Source organism: Halobacillus sp. HZG1, assembly GCF_035818575.1.
Lineage (GTDB): Bacteria > Bacillota > Bacilli > Bacillales > Halobacillaceae > Halobacillus > Halobacillus litoralis.
Genome location: NZ_JAYLVQ010000046.1, coordinates 1 through 15,030 on the forward strand (window position 1 = coordinate 1; position 15,030 = coordinate 15,030).

General features: G+C 44.1%; 13 protein-coding genes and 1 riboswitch. Of the genes, 4 read left to right on the forward strand and 9 right to left on the reverse strand.

The genetic code is table 11. From position 1 onward, the window contains the following. The coding region (locus VKA52_RS07035; protein ID WP_326313771.1) for an IS3 family transposase at positions 1 to 104 on the forward strand (104 nt) is incomplete at its 5' end. Between the two features lie 56 nt (positions 105 to 160). Here the strand turns inward: VKA52_RS07035 and metK are convergent. After that, entirely contained in the window at positions 161 to 1,357 is a 1,197-nt protein-coding gene (gene metK, locus VKA52_RS07040) for a methionine adenosyltransferase (RefSeq protein WP_160911769.1), read from the reverse strand. A 270-nt stretch (positions 1,358 to 1,627) separates the two neighbouring features. Then, a riboswitch (SAM riboswitch) is annotated at positions 1,628 to 1,738 on the reverse strand. A 798-nt stretch (positions 1,739 to 2,536) separates the two neighbouring features. Here metK and pckA point away from each other — a divergent pair. Next, positions 2,537 to 4,129, forward strand: coding sequence for a phosphoenolpyruvate carboxykinase (ATP) (pckA, locus tag VKA52_RS07045; protein ID WP_160911767.1), 1,593 nt, complete (start codon positions 2,537 to 2,539; stop codon positions 4,127 to 4,129). A gap of 327 nt (positions 4,130 to 4,456) precedes the next feature. Here pckA and ytkD read toward each other — a convergent pair whose 3' ends face one another. Next, entirely contained in the window at positions 4,457 to 4,924 is a 468-nt protein-coding gene (gene ytkD / locus VKA52_RS07050; protein ID WP_160911765.1) for an RNA deprotection pyrophosphohydrolase, read from the reverse strand. Positions 4,925 to 5,123: 199 nt separating this feature from the next. On the opposite strand from ytkD, the gene VKA52_RS07055 reads away from it, so the two are divergent. Then, a complete protein-coding gene (locus VKA52_RS07055) occupies positions 5,124 to 5,453 on the forward strand; it encodes a hypothetical protein (RefSeq protein WP_326314736.1) in 330 nt (109 codons plus the stop codon). A 117-nt stretch (positions 5,454 to 5,570) separates the two neighbouring features. Here the strand turns inward: VKA52_RS07055 and VKA52_RS07060 are convergent, their stop codons facing one another. The 7 genes from VKA52_RS07060 to VKA52_RS07090 all read right to left on the reverse strand — a co-directional run bounded on the left by VKA52_RS07060 (position 5,571) and on the right by VKA52_RS07090 (position 13,416). Then, positions 5,571 to 5,882, reverse strand: coding sequence for a hydrolase (locus VKA52_RS07060; RefSeq protein WP_206947725.1), 312 nt, complete (start codon positions 5,880 to 5,882; stop codon positions 5,571 to 5,573). A gap of 61 nt (positions 5,883 to 5,943) precedes the next feature. After that, entirely contained in the window at positions 5,944 to 7,041 is a 1,098-nt protein-coding gene (menC, locus tag VKA52_RS07065) for an o-succinylbenzoate synthase (RefSeq protein ID WP_326314738.1), read from the reverse strand. Next, positions 7,038 to 8,501: an o-succinylbenzoate--CoA ligase gene (locus VKA52_RS07070; RefSeq protein WP_326314739.1), complete on the reverse strand. Its 1,464-nt coding sequence runs from the start codon at positions 8,499 to 8,501 to the stop codon at positions 7,038 to 7,040. Before VKA52_RS07070 ends, menC begins: the two co-directional genes overlap by 4 nt. A 108-nt stretch (positions 8,502 to 8,609) precedes the next feature. Continuing rightward, a complete protein-coding gene (menB, locus tag VKA52_RS07075) occupies positions 8,610 to 9,428 on the reverse strand; it encodes a 1,4-dihydroxy-2-naphthoyl-CoA synthase (protein WP_089654878.1) in 819 nt (272 codons plus the stop codon). Positions 9,429 to 9,494: 66 nt separating this feature from the next. After that, on the reverse strand, positions 9,495 to 10,286 hold the full coding sequence (gene menH, locus VKA52_RS07080; RefSeq protein WP_326314740.1) for a 2-succinyl-6-hydroxy-2,4-cyclohexadiene-1-carboxylate synthase: 792 nt from the start codon (positions 10,284 to 10,286) through the stop codon (positions 9,495 to 9,497). A 2-nt stretch (positions 10,287 to 10,288) separates the two neighbouring features. Beyond that, positions 10,289 to 12,025, reverse strand: a complete 1,737-nt coding sequence (menD, locus tag VKA52_RS07085) for a 2-succinyl-5-enolpyruvyl-6-hydroxy-3-cyclohexene-1-carboxylic-acid synthase (protein ID WP_326314741.1) — start codon at positions 12,023 to 12,025, stop codon at positions 10,289 to 10,291. After that, entirely contained in the window at positions 12,013 to 13,416 is a 1,404-nt protein-coding gene (locus tag VKA52_RS07090; protein WP_326314742.1) for an isochorismate synthase, read from the reverse strand. The genes menD and VKA52_RS07090 overlap by 13 nt, the downstream gene beginning before the upstream one ends. Before the next feature lie 228 nt (positions 13,417 to 13,644). Between VKA52_RS07090 and VKA52_RS07095 the strand changes: the two genes are divergently transcribed. Beyond that, positions 13,645 to 14,589: a 1,4-dihydroxy-2-naphthoate polyprenyltransferase gene (locus VKA52_RS07095; protein ID WP_326314743.1), complete on the forward strand. Its 945-nt coding sequence runs from the start codon at positions 13,645 to 13,647 to the stop codon at positions 14,587 to 14,589. Positions 14,590 to 15,030 lie beyond the last annotated feature (441 nt).

Sequence of the window (15,030 nt, forward strand, 5' to 3'; positions counted from 1 at the left end):
TACGTGAAAAAGTAGAAACGTACATGTATTACTACAATTATTGTCGACCTTTTAAAAAACTAAACTGCCATACTCCAATTGAATTCAGAGTAATGGCAGCCTAGGTGTTTTATTGAGTCTTATTTAACTGTGTCACTCCAATGTTGGAACGGTTTTTTTATTATTGGCAGCGTGCCTTCAATTCTTCCGCCTTATCTGTGCGCTCCCATGGGAACTCCACATCCGTACGTCCGAAATGACCATATGCAGCTGTTTGTCGGTAAATAGGGCGGCGCAGGTCTAACATCTTAATGATGCCAGCTGGACGCAGGTCGAATAGTTCACGTACAGCTTCAACTAACTTTTCCTCAGAAACTGTACCTGTTCCATTTGTGTTAATGGCAATGGAAACAGGTTGTGCTACTCCGATAGCATAAGCAAGCTGAACCTCTACTGAATCCGCAAGTCCAGCAGCTACGATGTTTTTTGCAACATAACGAGCAGCATAAGCAGCAGAACGGTCAACTTTCGTAGCGTCTTTACCACTGAAAGCTCCCCCTCCATGACGAGCATATCCACCATAGGTGTCGACGATAATTTTTCTTCCAGTCAGTCCGGCGTCCCCTTGTGGGCCTCCAATGACGAAGCGTCCGGTCGGGTTAATAAAATATTTCGTCTGTTCATCAATGTATCCTTCAGGTACGATCGGCTGGATCACGTGTTTTTTCAAGTCTTCCTGGATTTGTTGAAGCGTCACTTCTTCCGCATGCTGGGTAGAAATAACGATCGTGTCCACGCGCACAGGCTGGTCGTTTTCATCGTACTCTACCGTCACCTGCGTTTTTCCGTCTGGACGAAGATACTCAAGTGTACCATCATTTCTAACATCAGATAGACGCTTAGATAGTTTATGAGCCAGGGAGATTGGCAAAGGCATCAGTTCTTTGGTTTCATTATTAGCAAAACCAAACATTAATCCCTGGTCTCCTGCACCAATCGATTCGATTTCATCATCGCTCATTTTCCCTTCACGGGATTCAAGAGCTACATCCACGCCTCCGGCAATATCAGGAGATTGCTCATCAATTGCTGTCAGAACAGCACATGTATCCGCATCAAACCCATACTTCGCACGAGTATAACCGATATCTTTAATCGTCTGACGGACGATGGATGGAATATCTACATAAGTATTTGTACTAATTTCACCAGAAACTAATACAAGTCCCGTTGTCACTGTTGTCTCACATGCAACCCTAGCGTTAGGGTCGTTTTTTAAAATTTCATCTAAAATCGCATCAGAAATCTGATCACAAATTTTGTCCGGATGTCCCTCCGTAACAGATTCTGATGTGAATAACCGGCGGTTTGCAGGCATTCTTAAAAACTCCTCCTTCTGTAAGTACAAAGTATTAGACGGAACTCTTTACCAGTATGTGCAGAAACTTTTATAAGTTTCATATATGTTCTTGTTGCCTCTTTTCACAACCAATGAAGCATTTACATAGGAATATATACAGGTTTTCCTATTCGAATATTTCTTCATTAAAGGCTACAGGCGATCAGTTGTGCTCATCCCCTGTTTGGAAAAAGCCTTATAAAAAGAAAAAAACCTTTCCTATTCGAGGAAAGGGGCTGCTTCCTTTCGCTCTTATCGTCCAAGGAGCATGTACTCCTTGCTTCAGGTTAGCACCGTGTCATGTCGATGACGGTTGCTGGGTTTCAAAGGGCCTGTCCCTCCACCAACTCTGGATAAGAGAGTATCCGTTCTTCGTTATCGTATCGAAAACCTCATTTATTGTCAATTGAATTCCACCTCATTCTAACGTATTCGCATTTAGTAAACGTTTGAATGAAATTCACATATATTATTAGATACTTTTTTCAAAGTAAGAAATAATTCACTCTTCCATATAAGCTCCCGATTGTGGAAGACTCAGTTTCGAGATGTTCGTGGGATTCTAGGGGCTCCGGGAAAGGTTCGCCCCTTTACCTTTTAAGTGTCTCGAAACCACTTCTAAAAGGGGCAGCATGAATGGTTGAGGGAAGTGGATGATTCGAACAGCTGTATTCATAAGTAAGGTTCCAATTCTTCTCCCCTAGGTGGGCATAAAGTGCTTTGTATCAAATATTTGCGTATGCTAAACGTTAATTAGGATAGAGTTTATATCATTAACTTCTCATAACTACACAAGGTGATTTTCTAAATAGTGGTATAGAGAACCTTACTTGGTTAAGGGGCGGAGGGGAATGGCGAGACTCCTGCGGGAAAAGAGTGCTTGGTGAGACCCCACAGGACGCAGTCCGAGGAGGCTCACCGCGCTCCCGCGGAAAGCGAGCTATTCCCCGCAGCCCCCTCCACTCAACAAAAGTCTCGTAACTGAGTCTTCCACAATCCTGCCAGATTGTTGAACAAAAGAGCAGGTTTTTCGTTTGATAATTCAGAATAAATAAAATGTAAGCTTTTTCACGTATAGTATGGACTAAAGAATTCAATGTGTTATACTAATCTCACATTAGGTTGATCATAATTAAATGCAAAGGCGGGTCGACACATATGAGTACCATAAATCAAATGTCTGAACTGAATCTTTTACTTGCACAAGAACATGTCCATCATCAGCTATCTGTTCCACACTTAGTGGAAAAGATTTTATACCGTAATGAAGGTACCCTGACAGAAAAAGGGGCCATCCAGGCAACGACGGGTACTTATACTGGTAGATCTCCGAAAGATAAATTCATCGTCCAGGATGATGTAACACAAGATAAAGTCCACTGGGGAACTGTCAACCAGCCCATAGATGATCAAACGTTTGTAAAACTCTATCATAAAGTGTTGGATTATTTAAAAGAAAAGAATGAACTGTTTGTCTTTAAAGGCTATGCCGGAGCAGACGAAAAATACCGTCTTCCTCTTCAAGTACTTACAGAGTTCGCCTGGCACAACTTATTTGCACAGCAAATGTTCATTCGACCGGATGAGCAGGAAATAGAAGATCATGAGGCGGAGTTTACAGTGGTATCAGCTCCAACCTTCAAAGCTAATCCTCAAACTGATGGTACGAATTCAGAAGCTTTTATCATGATTTCTTTCAAACACCGTATCGTTTTAATCGGTGGTACGGAGTATGCAGGAGAAATTAAAAAGTCCATCTTCTCTGTCATGAACTATCTCCTCCCTGAAAAGAACGTACTGCCTATGCACTGTTCAGCCAACGTAGGGAAAGAAGGGGACGTGGCTTTATTCTTCGGTCTCTCAGGAACAGGAAAGACGACATTATCCGCCGATCCAAAACGTAGGTTGATTGGTGATGATGAACACGCATGGTCAAACTATGGGGTCTTTAATATTGAGGGCGGGTGTTACGCGAAATGTATCAACCTTTCTCAAGAAAAGGAACCACAAATCTTTGATGCCATTCACTTTGGCTCTGTACTGGAAAACGTAGTACTGGACCCACAAACCCATCAGCCCGATTACAATGACACAAGTCTCACTGAAAATACACGAGCAGCTTATCCCTTAGAGCATATAGACAATACTGTACAGCCGAGTATTGCTGGTCATCCGAACGCTATCATCTTCTTAACAGCTGATGCAACAGGTGTCCTACCACCTATCAGCAAGTTGACGAAAGAACAGGCGATGTATCATTTCCTGAGTGGATATACTAGTAAACTAGCAGGGACTGAACGAGGAATTACAGAACCACAAGCTACTTTTTCTGCCTGCTTCGGTTCACCATTCCTACCTCTCCCGCCGTCCACTTATGCAGAAATGCTAGGTGAAAAGATTGACCAGTTCAATGCAGACGTTTATCTGGTGAACACAGGCTGGTCAGGAGGATCTTATGGGGAAGGACAGCGAATTAAATTGTCCTATACAAGATCCATGATTCATGCCGCATTGGAGGGAGAGTTAAGCTCTGCTGACACTTATCAAGATCCATTTTTCGGCTTGAATATTCCTACACACTGCCCCGGGGTTCCGGATGAAGTGTTATCTCCGAGAAAAACATGGGCAGACGCTGATGCATATGATGAAAATGCCAAGTCCTTGGCCAACAAGTTTCACGAAAACTTCAAGAAATTCACTTATGCAAGCGAAGAAATCAAAAAAGCAGGACCGACCTACCACAGGTCATAACACATGTTTCCTCATCTCCTCATATAAAGGAAGGCGCCGTTGGATATCCAACGGCGCCTTCTCTATATCATCCACCTAACTCCACAAAATCTCCCTTTTCTTGAAGAATCAGTTTCGAGACGATTGTTCGGTAGGTTAGGGCTGCGGGACTCCAGCGGGAGAAAGAAGATTGGCGAGATCCGCAGGGCCTAGCCCGATGAAAGCGAGTAGCTTCCCAACCACTCCTGGCGCAGAAGCCACGTAATGAACCACGGAAATACCTCGAAACTGAGCCTTCATCTATCCTGACAGATAGTTAAATAAACATAAGAAAAAAGGTAGAAAAGTTCAGTTGAACTTTTCTACCTTTTTTAAGCACTCGGGCAACACTTCATCTTTCATCATGAAGCTGAAACGATCATTCGATTTTAAATTGCGCGGGAGATGACGGAACAATACTGGTCCGTGCGTCTCAAAGTAATGATCCTGATCATCGATGGAATCAATCATAGCAAAATACACGTTTTTAATGACCGTCCCCCCTTTACCTTCTACATGGTACTGACCAATATAGGATAAATGAGAAATAACGGCTCCTGTCTCTTCTTTGACTTCACGAACAGCGGCGTCTTCCGCTGATTCTCCCTCTTCAACTTTTCCACCCGGAAATTCGAGACCACGATCTTTATGCTTGGTGAGCAGCCATTGATCCTTGTATCGGCATATCACCCACACGTGTTTCGGCGTCTCGGAAAAAGGATGATCCTCAAAAGATAACCGGACAGGGTTGTGGTAATAATCATAAAATGTTTTCATGTCTGCTCAACTGCCTTTAATCCTTGATATACGTTCTGTCTTTCACCTGTTTAAATCGTACCACAAGCCACGCTAAATACAAACCGGTCAGCAGACAAACTTCTCTCTTTCCTGTAAAAATTGTAAAAATATACAGAAACATGAATCAATTGATCCTTCTCATGCCTACAAGAAAAAAAGCAAAAGAAGGGGAGCAATTATGGCTAAGCGAACCTATGTAACAATGATGAGTCTGTTTTTGATCCTTTCCCTAAGTGCTTGTCCCAGTGAAAAAGGTGGTAAGATTGAAGGGAATATCTTCGAAGCTTATGAGGTTAACCAAAACTTACAACGTTATGCTGTTAAAACGGAAACTGAACAAATCATCAAGATGGACGAGCAAGGAAACATCGGGCTTCCAGACGGTTGCATTCCCATTCATTCAACCATTGAGGCTTTTCACCAGACTATTGAAACTATGGGACAGGAAAAAGAGCAATACTATTCAAGGCTTGTCCATCACAAATCCTACAGGGGGTTGGATGGGTGAAAACACCAGTACATAAATCCCTCAGAACATTTTAAATCACGCAGAGGAAATGGAAGATATGATCGGAATATTCTGATGCAGCATAGAGAACCGCTTCTTGTTTAAGAAGCGGTTCAATTATTCATTCAATACACCCATCTCAGTGATATGATGTTTAGTCGTTTCATCTCCAAGGTCATAAATCTTTTGAAACGCTTTTTTCATATCAAGATCCGCTTCATCGTTTGCATGATCATTATGATAGGGGTTAAATGGTACGTGCGACCGCCAGAAAGACTCTGCGTCTGCATTATGAATCTCATCAAAAACTTCTCTTAAAGCTTTCACTTCTTCTTCTGTCGCATAAATCGTGAAATCGTCATTGTTTGCATCATGATTAAGTGAGATTTCTCTAGTTCCAATGTTGATGTAATACTTATCCTTATCCATCGTTCACCCTCCTCTTCCCTAGTGTGAACCACAGAGAGGAAACCTATTACAAATAGGTGGATCAAGAAAACGTCTTGTACGTGAGCGTTACTTCATCCAAATATTCTACATCCACATTTATACCCATTCCCGCTTTCTTAGGAACTTCGATGGTGCCTTCATGCATAACAATTCCAGGGTAAACAAGATCTTTATGAAAATACCTGGTAGAACCGGACAAATCGCCCGGGATCGTGAAATTTGGAAGGGAAGCTAAAGCAAGGTTATGCGCTTTGGATATACCGGATTCCACCATCCCTCCGCACCATACAGGTACTCCCCGCGATTGACAGAAGTCATGGATTCGAATCGCTGCTGTCAACCCGCCGACGCGACTAATTTTTATGTTGATGATTTGGCAGCTTCCAAGTTCAACTGCTTGGAAGGCATCTTGAAAGGACATGATGGACTCATCCAAACAAATGGGTGTCTTCATTTCCTTCTGCAACTTTCTGTGCCAATAAAAATCTCCTGCCCTAAAAGGCTGCTCAATCATTGTTAACCCATAATCATCGATCGAACGCAAATGACTCATATCTTCGGGATTGTATTGACCGTTAGCATCAATCATGATTGGAAGTTCCGAATCGATTTGTCGAACTCTTTCTATCGCTTCCTTTTCTTTTCCTTTAACCACTTTCAATTTATACCTTTGAAAGCCATCTTCCTTCAGCCTGGCTACATCCTTTTCTAACGAATCCCCCAAGCTGATGACTGCCCCCGCCCTTACAGATGAGCGCGTCCCCCCAAGTAAATCGCCCATACTTCTGTCTGCTTGTTTCCCATACAAATCCCACAAAGCTGCTTCCAGACCTGCTTTTGCCATCGGATGACCTTTCACCCCGTCATTTTGTTCTGCAAAATCAGAAGGGTGGTCCGCTCCATTTTTCAAGAGAGATGGAATCAGGAAGTCTTCAAGAATATGCCAGGCAGTATTAATCGTTTCATAAGTGTAAAAAGGTTCCGGAAAGGCTGTTACTTCTCCATAACCTATGCGGCCTGCATCATCCTTCACCTCCACAATGATAAGTGGACGTTCTTTTAATTTAGCCTGGTGAGTGATGAAGGGAGTTTTGAGTGGTAAAGAAACTCTCCTTAAACGAACGGTATGGATTATCATTCGTCTTCTCCTTGCATGGGGGAGGATGACAAGCGTCTACGTAATAGTTTGTTCGAAGCGTTTCTCGGAAGTTCATCGATCCAATGGATCTCTTTCGGGCATTTATATTTTGCCAAACGTTCTCTGCACCAGTCCAGCACTTCTGTTTCAGTCAAGCTGATTCCCTCTTCAGTTACAATGTATGCTGCAGGAACTTCTCCCCAATGTTCATCGGGGTGTCCGGCTACACCTGCTTCTCTTACGCCTGGCATGGAGGATAATACGCTTTCTACCTCTGCCGGATAAATGTTTTCCCCTCCTGAAATGATGACGTCTTTCACCCGATCCACGACATACAAAAATCCATCTTCATCTTCAAATCCGAGATCGCCCGTCCGCAAGTAATCGCCTTCCCTTTTCTTACGGTTGTAATACCCTTTCGACACCATGGGACCTCGAACGATGATTTCACCAACTTCTCCCCTCTCGTTACAGTCTATATAAAGGTGCGCAGAGCTTAAGGCCTTACCTGCTGATCCAAGCTTGGAGAAAGCGAATTCCGGGCTGAGGGTGGCAATTTGTGAGGAAGTTTCTGTCATTCCATAGGTTTGGAAAACAGGTATTCCTTTTGCTGATGTCTTTTCCAATATTCCCTTCGGAACAGGACCACCTCCAAGAAGCATACAGCGGAAGTGGTCTGGATATGTACCATGATCAAGCGTTTCTAATAAACGCTGCAGCATGACCGTTACGACTGACACATGCGTAACCCCTTTATTCAGAATAGCCTCTTGAACCATGCGGTCATCAAACTTTTCCAATAGCATAATCGGCATGCCGTAAATGACACTTTTCATCAGAATTGAAAAGCCACCCACATGAAATAAAGGTAAACAGTTCAGCCATTTGTCCTTCTCATAGACTCCTAAATTCAATGCCGACGCAAGCGCACTGTGCCAATGATTACCGTACGTATGCATGACTGCTTTCGGCTTCCCTGTCGTCCCTGACGTGAACATCATGGTGTAAACGTCATCGAGATCAAGGTCCGTCTGAAGTTCTTGAAGTCCTTCTTTTTCCGTTTTTACATGCTCAAGGCTGTGGACGTCAAGATTCAGATCTTTTACCGCTTCTACAGCAATCGGCATATGGCTTCCTTCAGAATATAAGTGTGAAACATGAGCATCCGTAAGCTGGTACTCAATTTCAGCGGGCGTCAGTCTCGTATTCAAAAGAACAGCTACCGCTCCGATATAGCTTAACGCGTGAATGAAAACCGCGTACATCGTACTGTTGCTTGCTAATAAGGCTACGTGGTCATTCTGCTTCACCCCGCTTTCCATAAGAGCAAAGGCCATCCCCCGACTTTTTTCCCTTAGTTCGGAAAAACTGATGGTTCTACCGTCCGGTGTTTCTATCGCCGGACGCTGTGGATTTAATGACGCCTGTTTATCTAACCAATGTGGGATACGTTCGCCCATTTCAACCCTTCCTTTACTTTGTTCTGTTATCGTGACCCTTCAATCACAAAAGGGGCAATCCTTTCTACAGGATGCCCCTTCTTACATGATTTCATATATTTAGACGAATCAAGGGAAGCGAGGGAACTGATCGAAGTCAGGCTTTCTTTTCTCCTTGAAGGCGTCGCGTCCTTCTTTGGCTTCCTCTGTTGTGTAATACAACAAAGTAGCGTCTCCACCCATTTGTTGAAGACCAGCTAAACCATCTGTATCGGCATTGAAAGAAGCCTTCAGGAAACGCAAAGCCGTCGGTGACTTCTCAAGCATTTCACGACCCCATTGTACAGTCTCAGCTTCAAGATCTTCCAATGGTACTACTGTGTTGACTAGTCCCATTTCTTCCGCTTCTCTCGCAGAGTACTGACGGCACAAGTACCAAATTTCTCGGGCTTTCTTATGACCGACGATACGAGCAAGTAATCCTGCGCCATAACCAGCATCAAAGCTTCCTACTTTAGGACCTGTTTGTCCGAAGATGGCATTATCAGCAGCAATCGTTAGATCGCAGACGATATGTAAGACATGTCCACCACCGATTGCGTAACCGGAAACCATCGCTACTACTGGTTTCGGAATGACACGGATCAAACGTTGCAAATCAAGTACATTCAAACGAGGGATATGGTCATCACCCACATAACCACCATGGCCACGTACTTTCTGGTCTCCACCAGCACAGAAAGCGTCATCACCAGCTCCTGCAAGAACAATAACTCCGATTCGGGAGTCATCACGAGCATAAGCAAATGCATCAATTAACTCATGTACCGTTTGCGGACGGAAGGCATTACGAACTTCCGGACGGTTAATCGTAATCTTGGCAATTCCTTCAAATCTTTCATACATAATATCTTCGTATTCGCGTTCACTAACCCAATCAAAAGACATAGTATTTCCTCCTTTTTCTACATTCAGTTCGTATATTCCTCATGAAAAAACGCTTTCCTACAATTTTCATTTTATCATGAAGCCATCTACAATTTTAGCAAAAATCCCAGGATTCTCAAGGTGGACGGTGTGACCAGCATCTTTCACGACTCGATGAGAGGCATGAGCGAAACGTTGAGCCATTTCCTCATTGATGCTTCGGAACTTCTCATCTTCTTCCCCTGTGATTAATAAAACCGGGCAAATGAGCGAAGATAACTGATCCCACCATGATGGCTGGTGACCTGTCCCCATACCTAGAAGCGACTCAGATAGTCCTTTAGGCGTCTGATCCAGGCGTTCTTTTCTCAACCCTTCTTTCACATCATCAGAAAGATTCCGTTGTGAATTGAACAGGGAGAGGCTTTCCCAGAAGTCTACAAACGATTCGATTCCTTCTTCCATCAATTTTTCCGAGATTCCTTTATCTTTTGCTTGCCTTGACAATTGTTCATCGGTTGTAGGTAAACCTGGAGAAGCACTTTCGAGTATTAGCCGCTCGACATATTCCGGATAGAGCATAGCAAAGGATAGAGCTGTTCTACCTCCCAAGGAATACCCTAGCAAGGACACCTTTTCTAACCCCATATGATCCAGTATCGCTTTAAGATCCCGGCAAAAGCGCTCCATTGTTACCATACCGATGGCCCCTGTCTTTCCATGACCAGGCAAATCCACTTTTATTAACCGATAGGATCCTTCATAACGGGAGGTGACGGAGTCAAAAGTTGAAGTGCTGCCAGTAAAACCATGCAGCATAAGGAGTGCCTGTCCTTCCCCCTCATCCTCGACCCAGTATTCTCTATCGTTCACCCGCATTCTCATAAACTCTCGCTCCAATTCAAAACCGCTTTTTCTACATTAGCCCATCGCTCTCTGTGAAACGCTACGTGGTCCTCACGATTCGTGATCACTTCAACAATATTCAGTGCTGGATTGGCATAACTTTCAGCCAGAGCACGTTTATAAGACTCCCAGGTTGTTACTTTTCTGTGTGTGCCCCCATACATGTCGATGACTGGACCGAGATCCAGACCTAAAGGAGTGCCAAAGAGCTCTTCAAAGTGAGCGGTATGTTTGGATTGAGGGAGGTAAGAAAATATGCCACCTCCATCATTGTTAATCACAACGATGGTCAACGGGATTTTCTTATTCTTTGCCATCCATAGTCCGTTCAAGTCATGAAAGAAAGAGATATCCCCTAACAATAACGTCGTATGTTTGCCTGTGGCTGCTGTTCCAATTGCTGTACTCACCACACCATCAATTCCATTAGCTCCTCTGTTCGCCATTAGCTGAACATTCTTTGGAGAAGACATGAAGAAACTGTCAACATCCCTGATCGGCATACTATTACCTACAAAAAGGTTAGAATCATCCGGCATGGTTTCTGCCAAATAAACGACTGCATGCCCTTCATTGAGCGAATGCTCAGGATCGAGCAGCATTTCATTCTTTGCTAAAACGTTCATCTGCTGCCATCTTGAAAGCCACGATGTCTCCACGTTCCCGTCTGGCATAAAACTGGATAAGCTTTCACACAAATTAACGGGTTCACTCCAAATGAAAGTCGCTCCAATGCCTGCAGGCTCACGAAAACCCCGCTGATCATCAACCACATAGTGATCGATTTGTTCTTTATATTCCTTGATCCATTTCAAGTAAGCTTTGGAAACAGGCATAGCTCCAAACCGAACGATGTAGTCGGGGACCACTTGACCTTTAATCGAAGGAGATTTAAGTAAAGCATCATAATTTTCAATGATATTCCTCTTATCATGACTCCCTGTACGAAGCTGTGATAAAGGATCGGCAAATACAGGAACACCTAGACGAGAGGCGAGTTCCGTAACGGCCTCAGCTAAGTGGGGATCCGTTTGCGGCCCTACAACAAGTAACCCCTTCTCCCCTTTAGCCAGATGTTCAAATAATTGCTTAACCTGATCGTCCGGCATCGCTAAACTTCCCCTTTGAGCTTTCGGAATTGGCCGGAGGCTACCACGCCACGCCTCTTCCAGCTCGAAGTCCGGGATTAAGGGTTCCCGGAATGGAATATTCAGATGCACAGGACCTTGCCCGGAAACCGCCTCTTCCATTGCTCTAGCGGCTTGTTGCCTTGCATAAGGAAAGTTGTTCTCCTCTGGCAATGCTAAATCCTGGTACCACTTAACATAGTTGCCATACATCTGTATCTGATTAATGGCTTGAGGCGCCCCCACCTCTCTCAGCTCATGCGGCCTGTCAGCCGTTAACACAACGAGGGGGATCCGACTATAATAAGCTTCCACGATCGCTGGATAGTAGTTTGCAGCTGCCGTCCCAGACGTACAGACAAGCGCGACAGGCTTTCGTTCTTGCTTAGCGATTCCCAAAGCAAAAAAAGCAGCTGAGCGTTCATCAAGGTGAACCCAGTGATTCACCTCGGAATGCTCAGCGAAAGTCATGGCTAATGGAGTAGACCTGGAACCTGGTGATATAACGACATGCTCGACACCCGAGAACACGAGCTGGTCTACAAAATGAGTCACATATTTCGATAGAGCTTCTACATGTCCCATTCTGACCCTCCCAGTACATCCATCATCGGTTTTAGTTTAACAGCTGTTTCTGCATATTCTGCTTCAGGGTCTGAATCTTCGACTACACCACACCCAGCAAACAAAGAAGCTTCCTTTTGCTGAATCAGAGCGGACCGGATCGCTACAGCAAACTCACCGTTATCCTGTGCGTCAAACCAACCGATCGGCCCCGCATACCATCCTCTGTTCAAGGTTTCATTTGTACGAATATACTCTACCGAAACTTGCTGGGGCATTCCCCCGAGAGCAGGAGTCGGATGCAGCCTTTCAATCACATCAAGCAAAGTATAGCCTTGATCCAATACGGCTTTCACTGGTGTGTACAAATGCTGCAGGTTCCGGAGCGGGTAAAGCACAGGTCTGCTAGGTACTTCTACATGGCTGCTACAGGCTTCTACCGCTTCTTTGATCATCTCCACTACAAATTGATGCTCTTGACGGTTTTTAGGGTCACCAAGCAATTCTTCACCTAGTTTTAGATCTTCTTGCTGGCTCTTACCACGTGGGACAGTCCCTGCGAGACATGTGGATACAAGTTCTCTGTCTTCGACTTTGGCAAGCCTTTCAGGGGTCGCCCCAATGAAGTAATCCCCTTCACTTTCATAACAGAAAATATAACTGTTTGGCTGGGTATCAGCCAAAGCTTTTAAAACAGCGGTGATATGAACGTCCTCTTTGAACGTAACGCGAAGCTCTCTTGCGAGGACAACTTTTTCCATCAAGCCTGCTGAAATATCATCCGTCGCTTTTTTCACTGATTCTTTCCAAGCCTCAGGAGCAACCTCAAAGGTCTGGTCGACGACAGGCAGCGAACCCGCCAACTCACCTTCCTTTAGAAGGTGGTCCCGATGCTCTTGTATTTGAGTAGTGATCTGTTGTTGATGATCTTCAGGAAAAATCAGGGCATTGATCGTTAAATAAGACTCTCCATCTACTTTCGTGAGGAGAAAAGCAGGAATCGTCATTTGGCTATCAGGAAAAGCTTCCCATGGTGTGGCCTCTTTTTGTTCAGGGTCAAAACTGAACCCACCCAGAGCGACCATTCCTGTGCCTTTTTTATTGTAATCATCATGCAGCATCGCATTTTCCTGCAGATGGTTCCACAAGGATTGGACTTCACGAAACCGTTGTTTACTTTTTGCATACAATTGACTGGCCTTGCCTATTCCGACCATAGTCAGATCATTTTCAGCACTCTGCCAAAATGAGCGGTGCTGAGCGATATGCAGACCCGTTTCAAAAAATTGAAAGGGATCTTGTTCATCTATATGTTCAACTATACTAATAAATAGAGGTTCCCCAAGATGATGTGCTTTCTGAAGAGCTTCCCCTATCATTTCTTCTATATGAGGGGCCTTCGTATGAAGCATATATATTCCTCCCATTCTTTAAGGGACGTTTTCTACTCTCTCCACACACAGCAAATTGACGCCTTTGTGTGCATGCATCACTCTCTATTTTATTCTCTTTTTTCTCTTGACTCAAGGAATCTTGCTTTAAAACCAACATTTTCTTACATTGATTGACACTCCAGGACGGTTTCCCTAAAATTAAACTGTTATAATAACGAGAGTATAGTGACAAGGGAGAGAACACCAATGAGCTCTGTTCAGAACCAAAACATAAAAGCTTCCTTGAATGAACGTGAAGGTTTCCAAGTATGGTGGCGCCTGTTGCGCCCCCACACACTGACGGCTGCCTTTGTCCCAGTTTTTGTCGGGACCATGCTTGCGGCTATGGAACAAACAATCAACTTCTGGTTGTTTGCCGCCATGTTGCTCGCCTCCATCCTCATTCAAGCAGCTACGAATATGTTTAATGAGTATTATGATTATAAACGCGGATTAGATAATGAACGTTCAGTGGGAATCGGCGGTACCATTGTGCGAGACGGTATAAACCCTAAGACGGTACTTTCATTAGCTTATCTTTTCTTTATACTTGCAGGAGTACTAGGCGTTTACATTTGTGCCTCTTCAAGCTGGTGGATTGCTGTCATCGGATTGGTTTCCATGCTGTTCGGCTATCTTTACACTGGAGGGCCATTACCTATCGCCTATACGCCATTTGGTGAAATAACCGCAGGATTTTTCATGGGAACGATCATTATTGGAATCAGTTATTTCATTCAAACTTTATCAATTACCGCTGAAGTGATTATCGTTTCAGTTCCTGTAGCCATTTTTGTGGGGACCATCTTGTTAGCCAACAATATCAGAGACCGCGTTGGAGATGCCGAAAACGGAAGAAAAACGCTGGCCATTCTTTTCGGCCACAAAGGATCCATCATTTTCATGAGTTCACTTTTCCTTACAGCCTTTATCTGGACAGGTGTGTTGATCATTTTGGGCACACTGCCTTTATGGTCGATCATTACCTTCTTTAGTGTAATAAAAGCAACGAAAGCCATTCAGGGATTTATAGGAAAAACACAACCACTGGAAATGATGCCTGCCATGAAGGCAACGGCGCAGACGAACACCATTTATGGTTTTCTCCTGGGTCTATCCTTACTATTACACCTTAACTTCCCTCTTTCTTAAAAGAGAGAACCAAGAAAAACACATCAGGAGCAACAAAAAAGGATGGTCCCTACCATCCTTTTTTATTTTCACTAAAACTCCCTAGACTTGATGACTCAGTTTCGAGACTTTTGTGTGATTCTAGGGGCTCCGGGAAAAGGTTCGCTTTCCATGGGATGGGCGGTGAGTCTCCTCAGGTTACGCCTACTGGGGTCTCACCTGTCCCACACGTCCCATAGGAGTCTCACCGTTTCCCTCCGCCCCTTTACCTTATAAGTGTCTCGAAACCCCTTCTAAAAAGGGCAGCTTGAATGGTTGAAGGAAGTGGATGATTAGAACACCTGTAAGGTTCCAACCCTTCTCCCCTAGACTGGCATTTAGTGCGTTGTTTCAAGTATTTGCGTACGCTAAACGTCAACGGGGTAAAGTTTATATCATTCACTTCTCATAACCATACAAGGT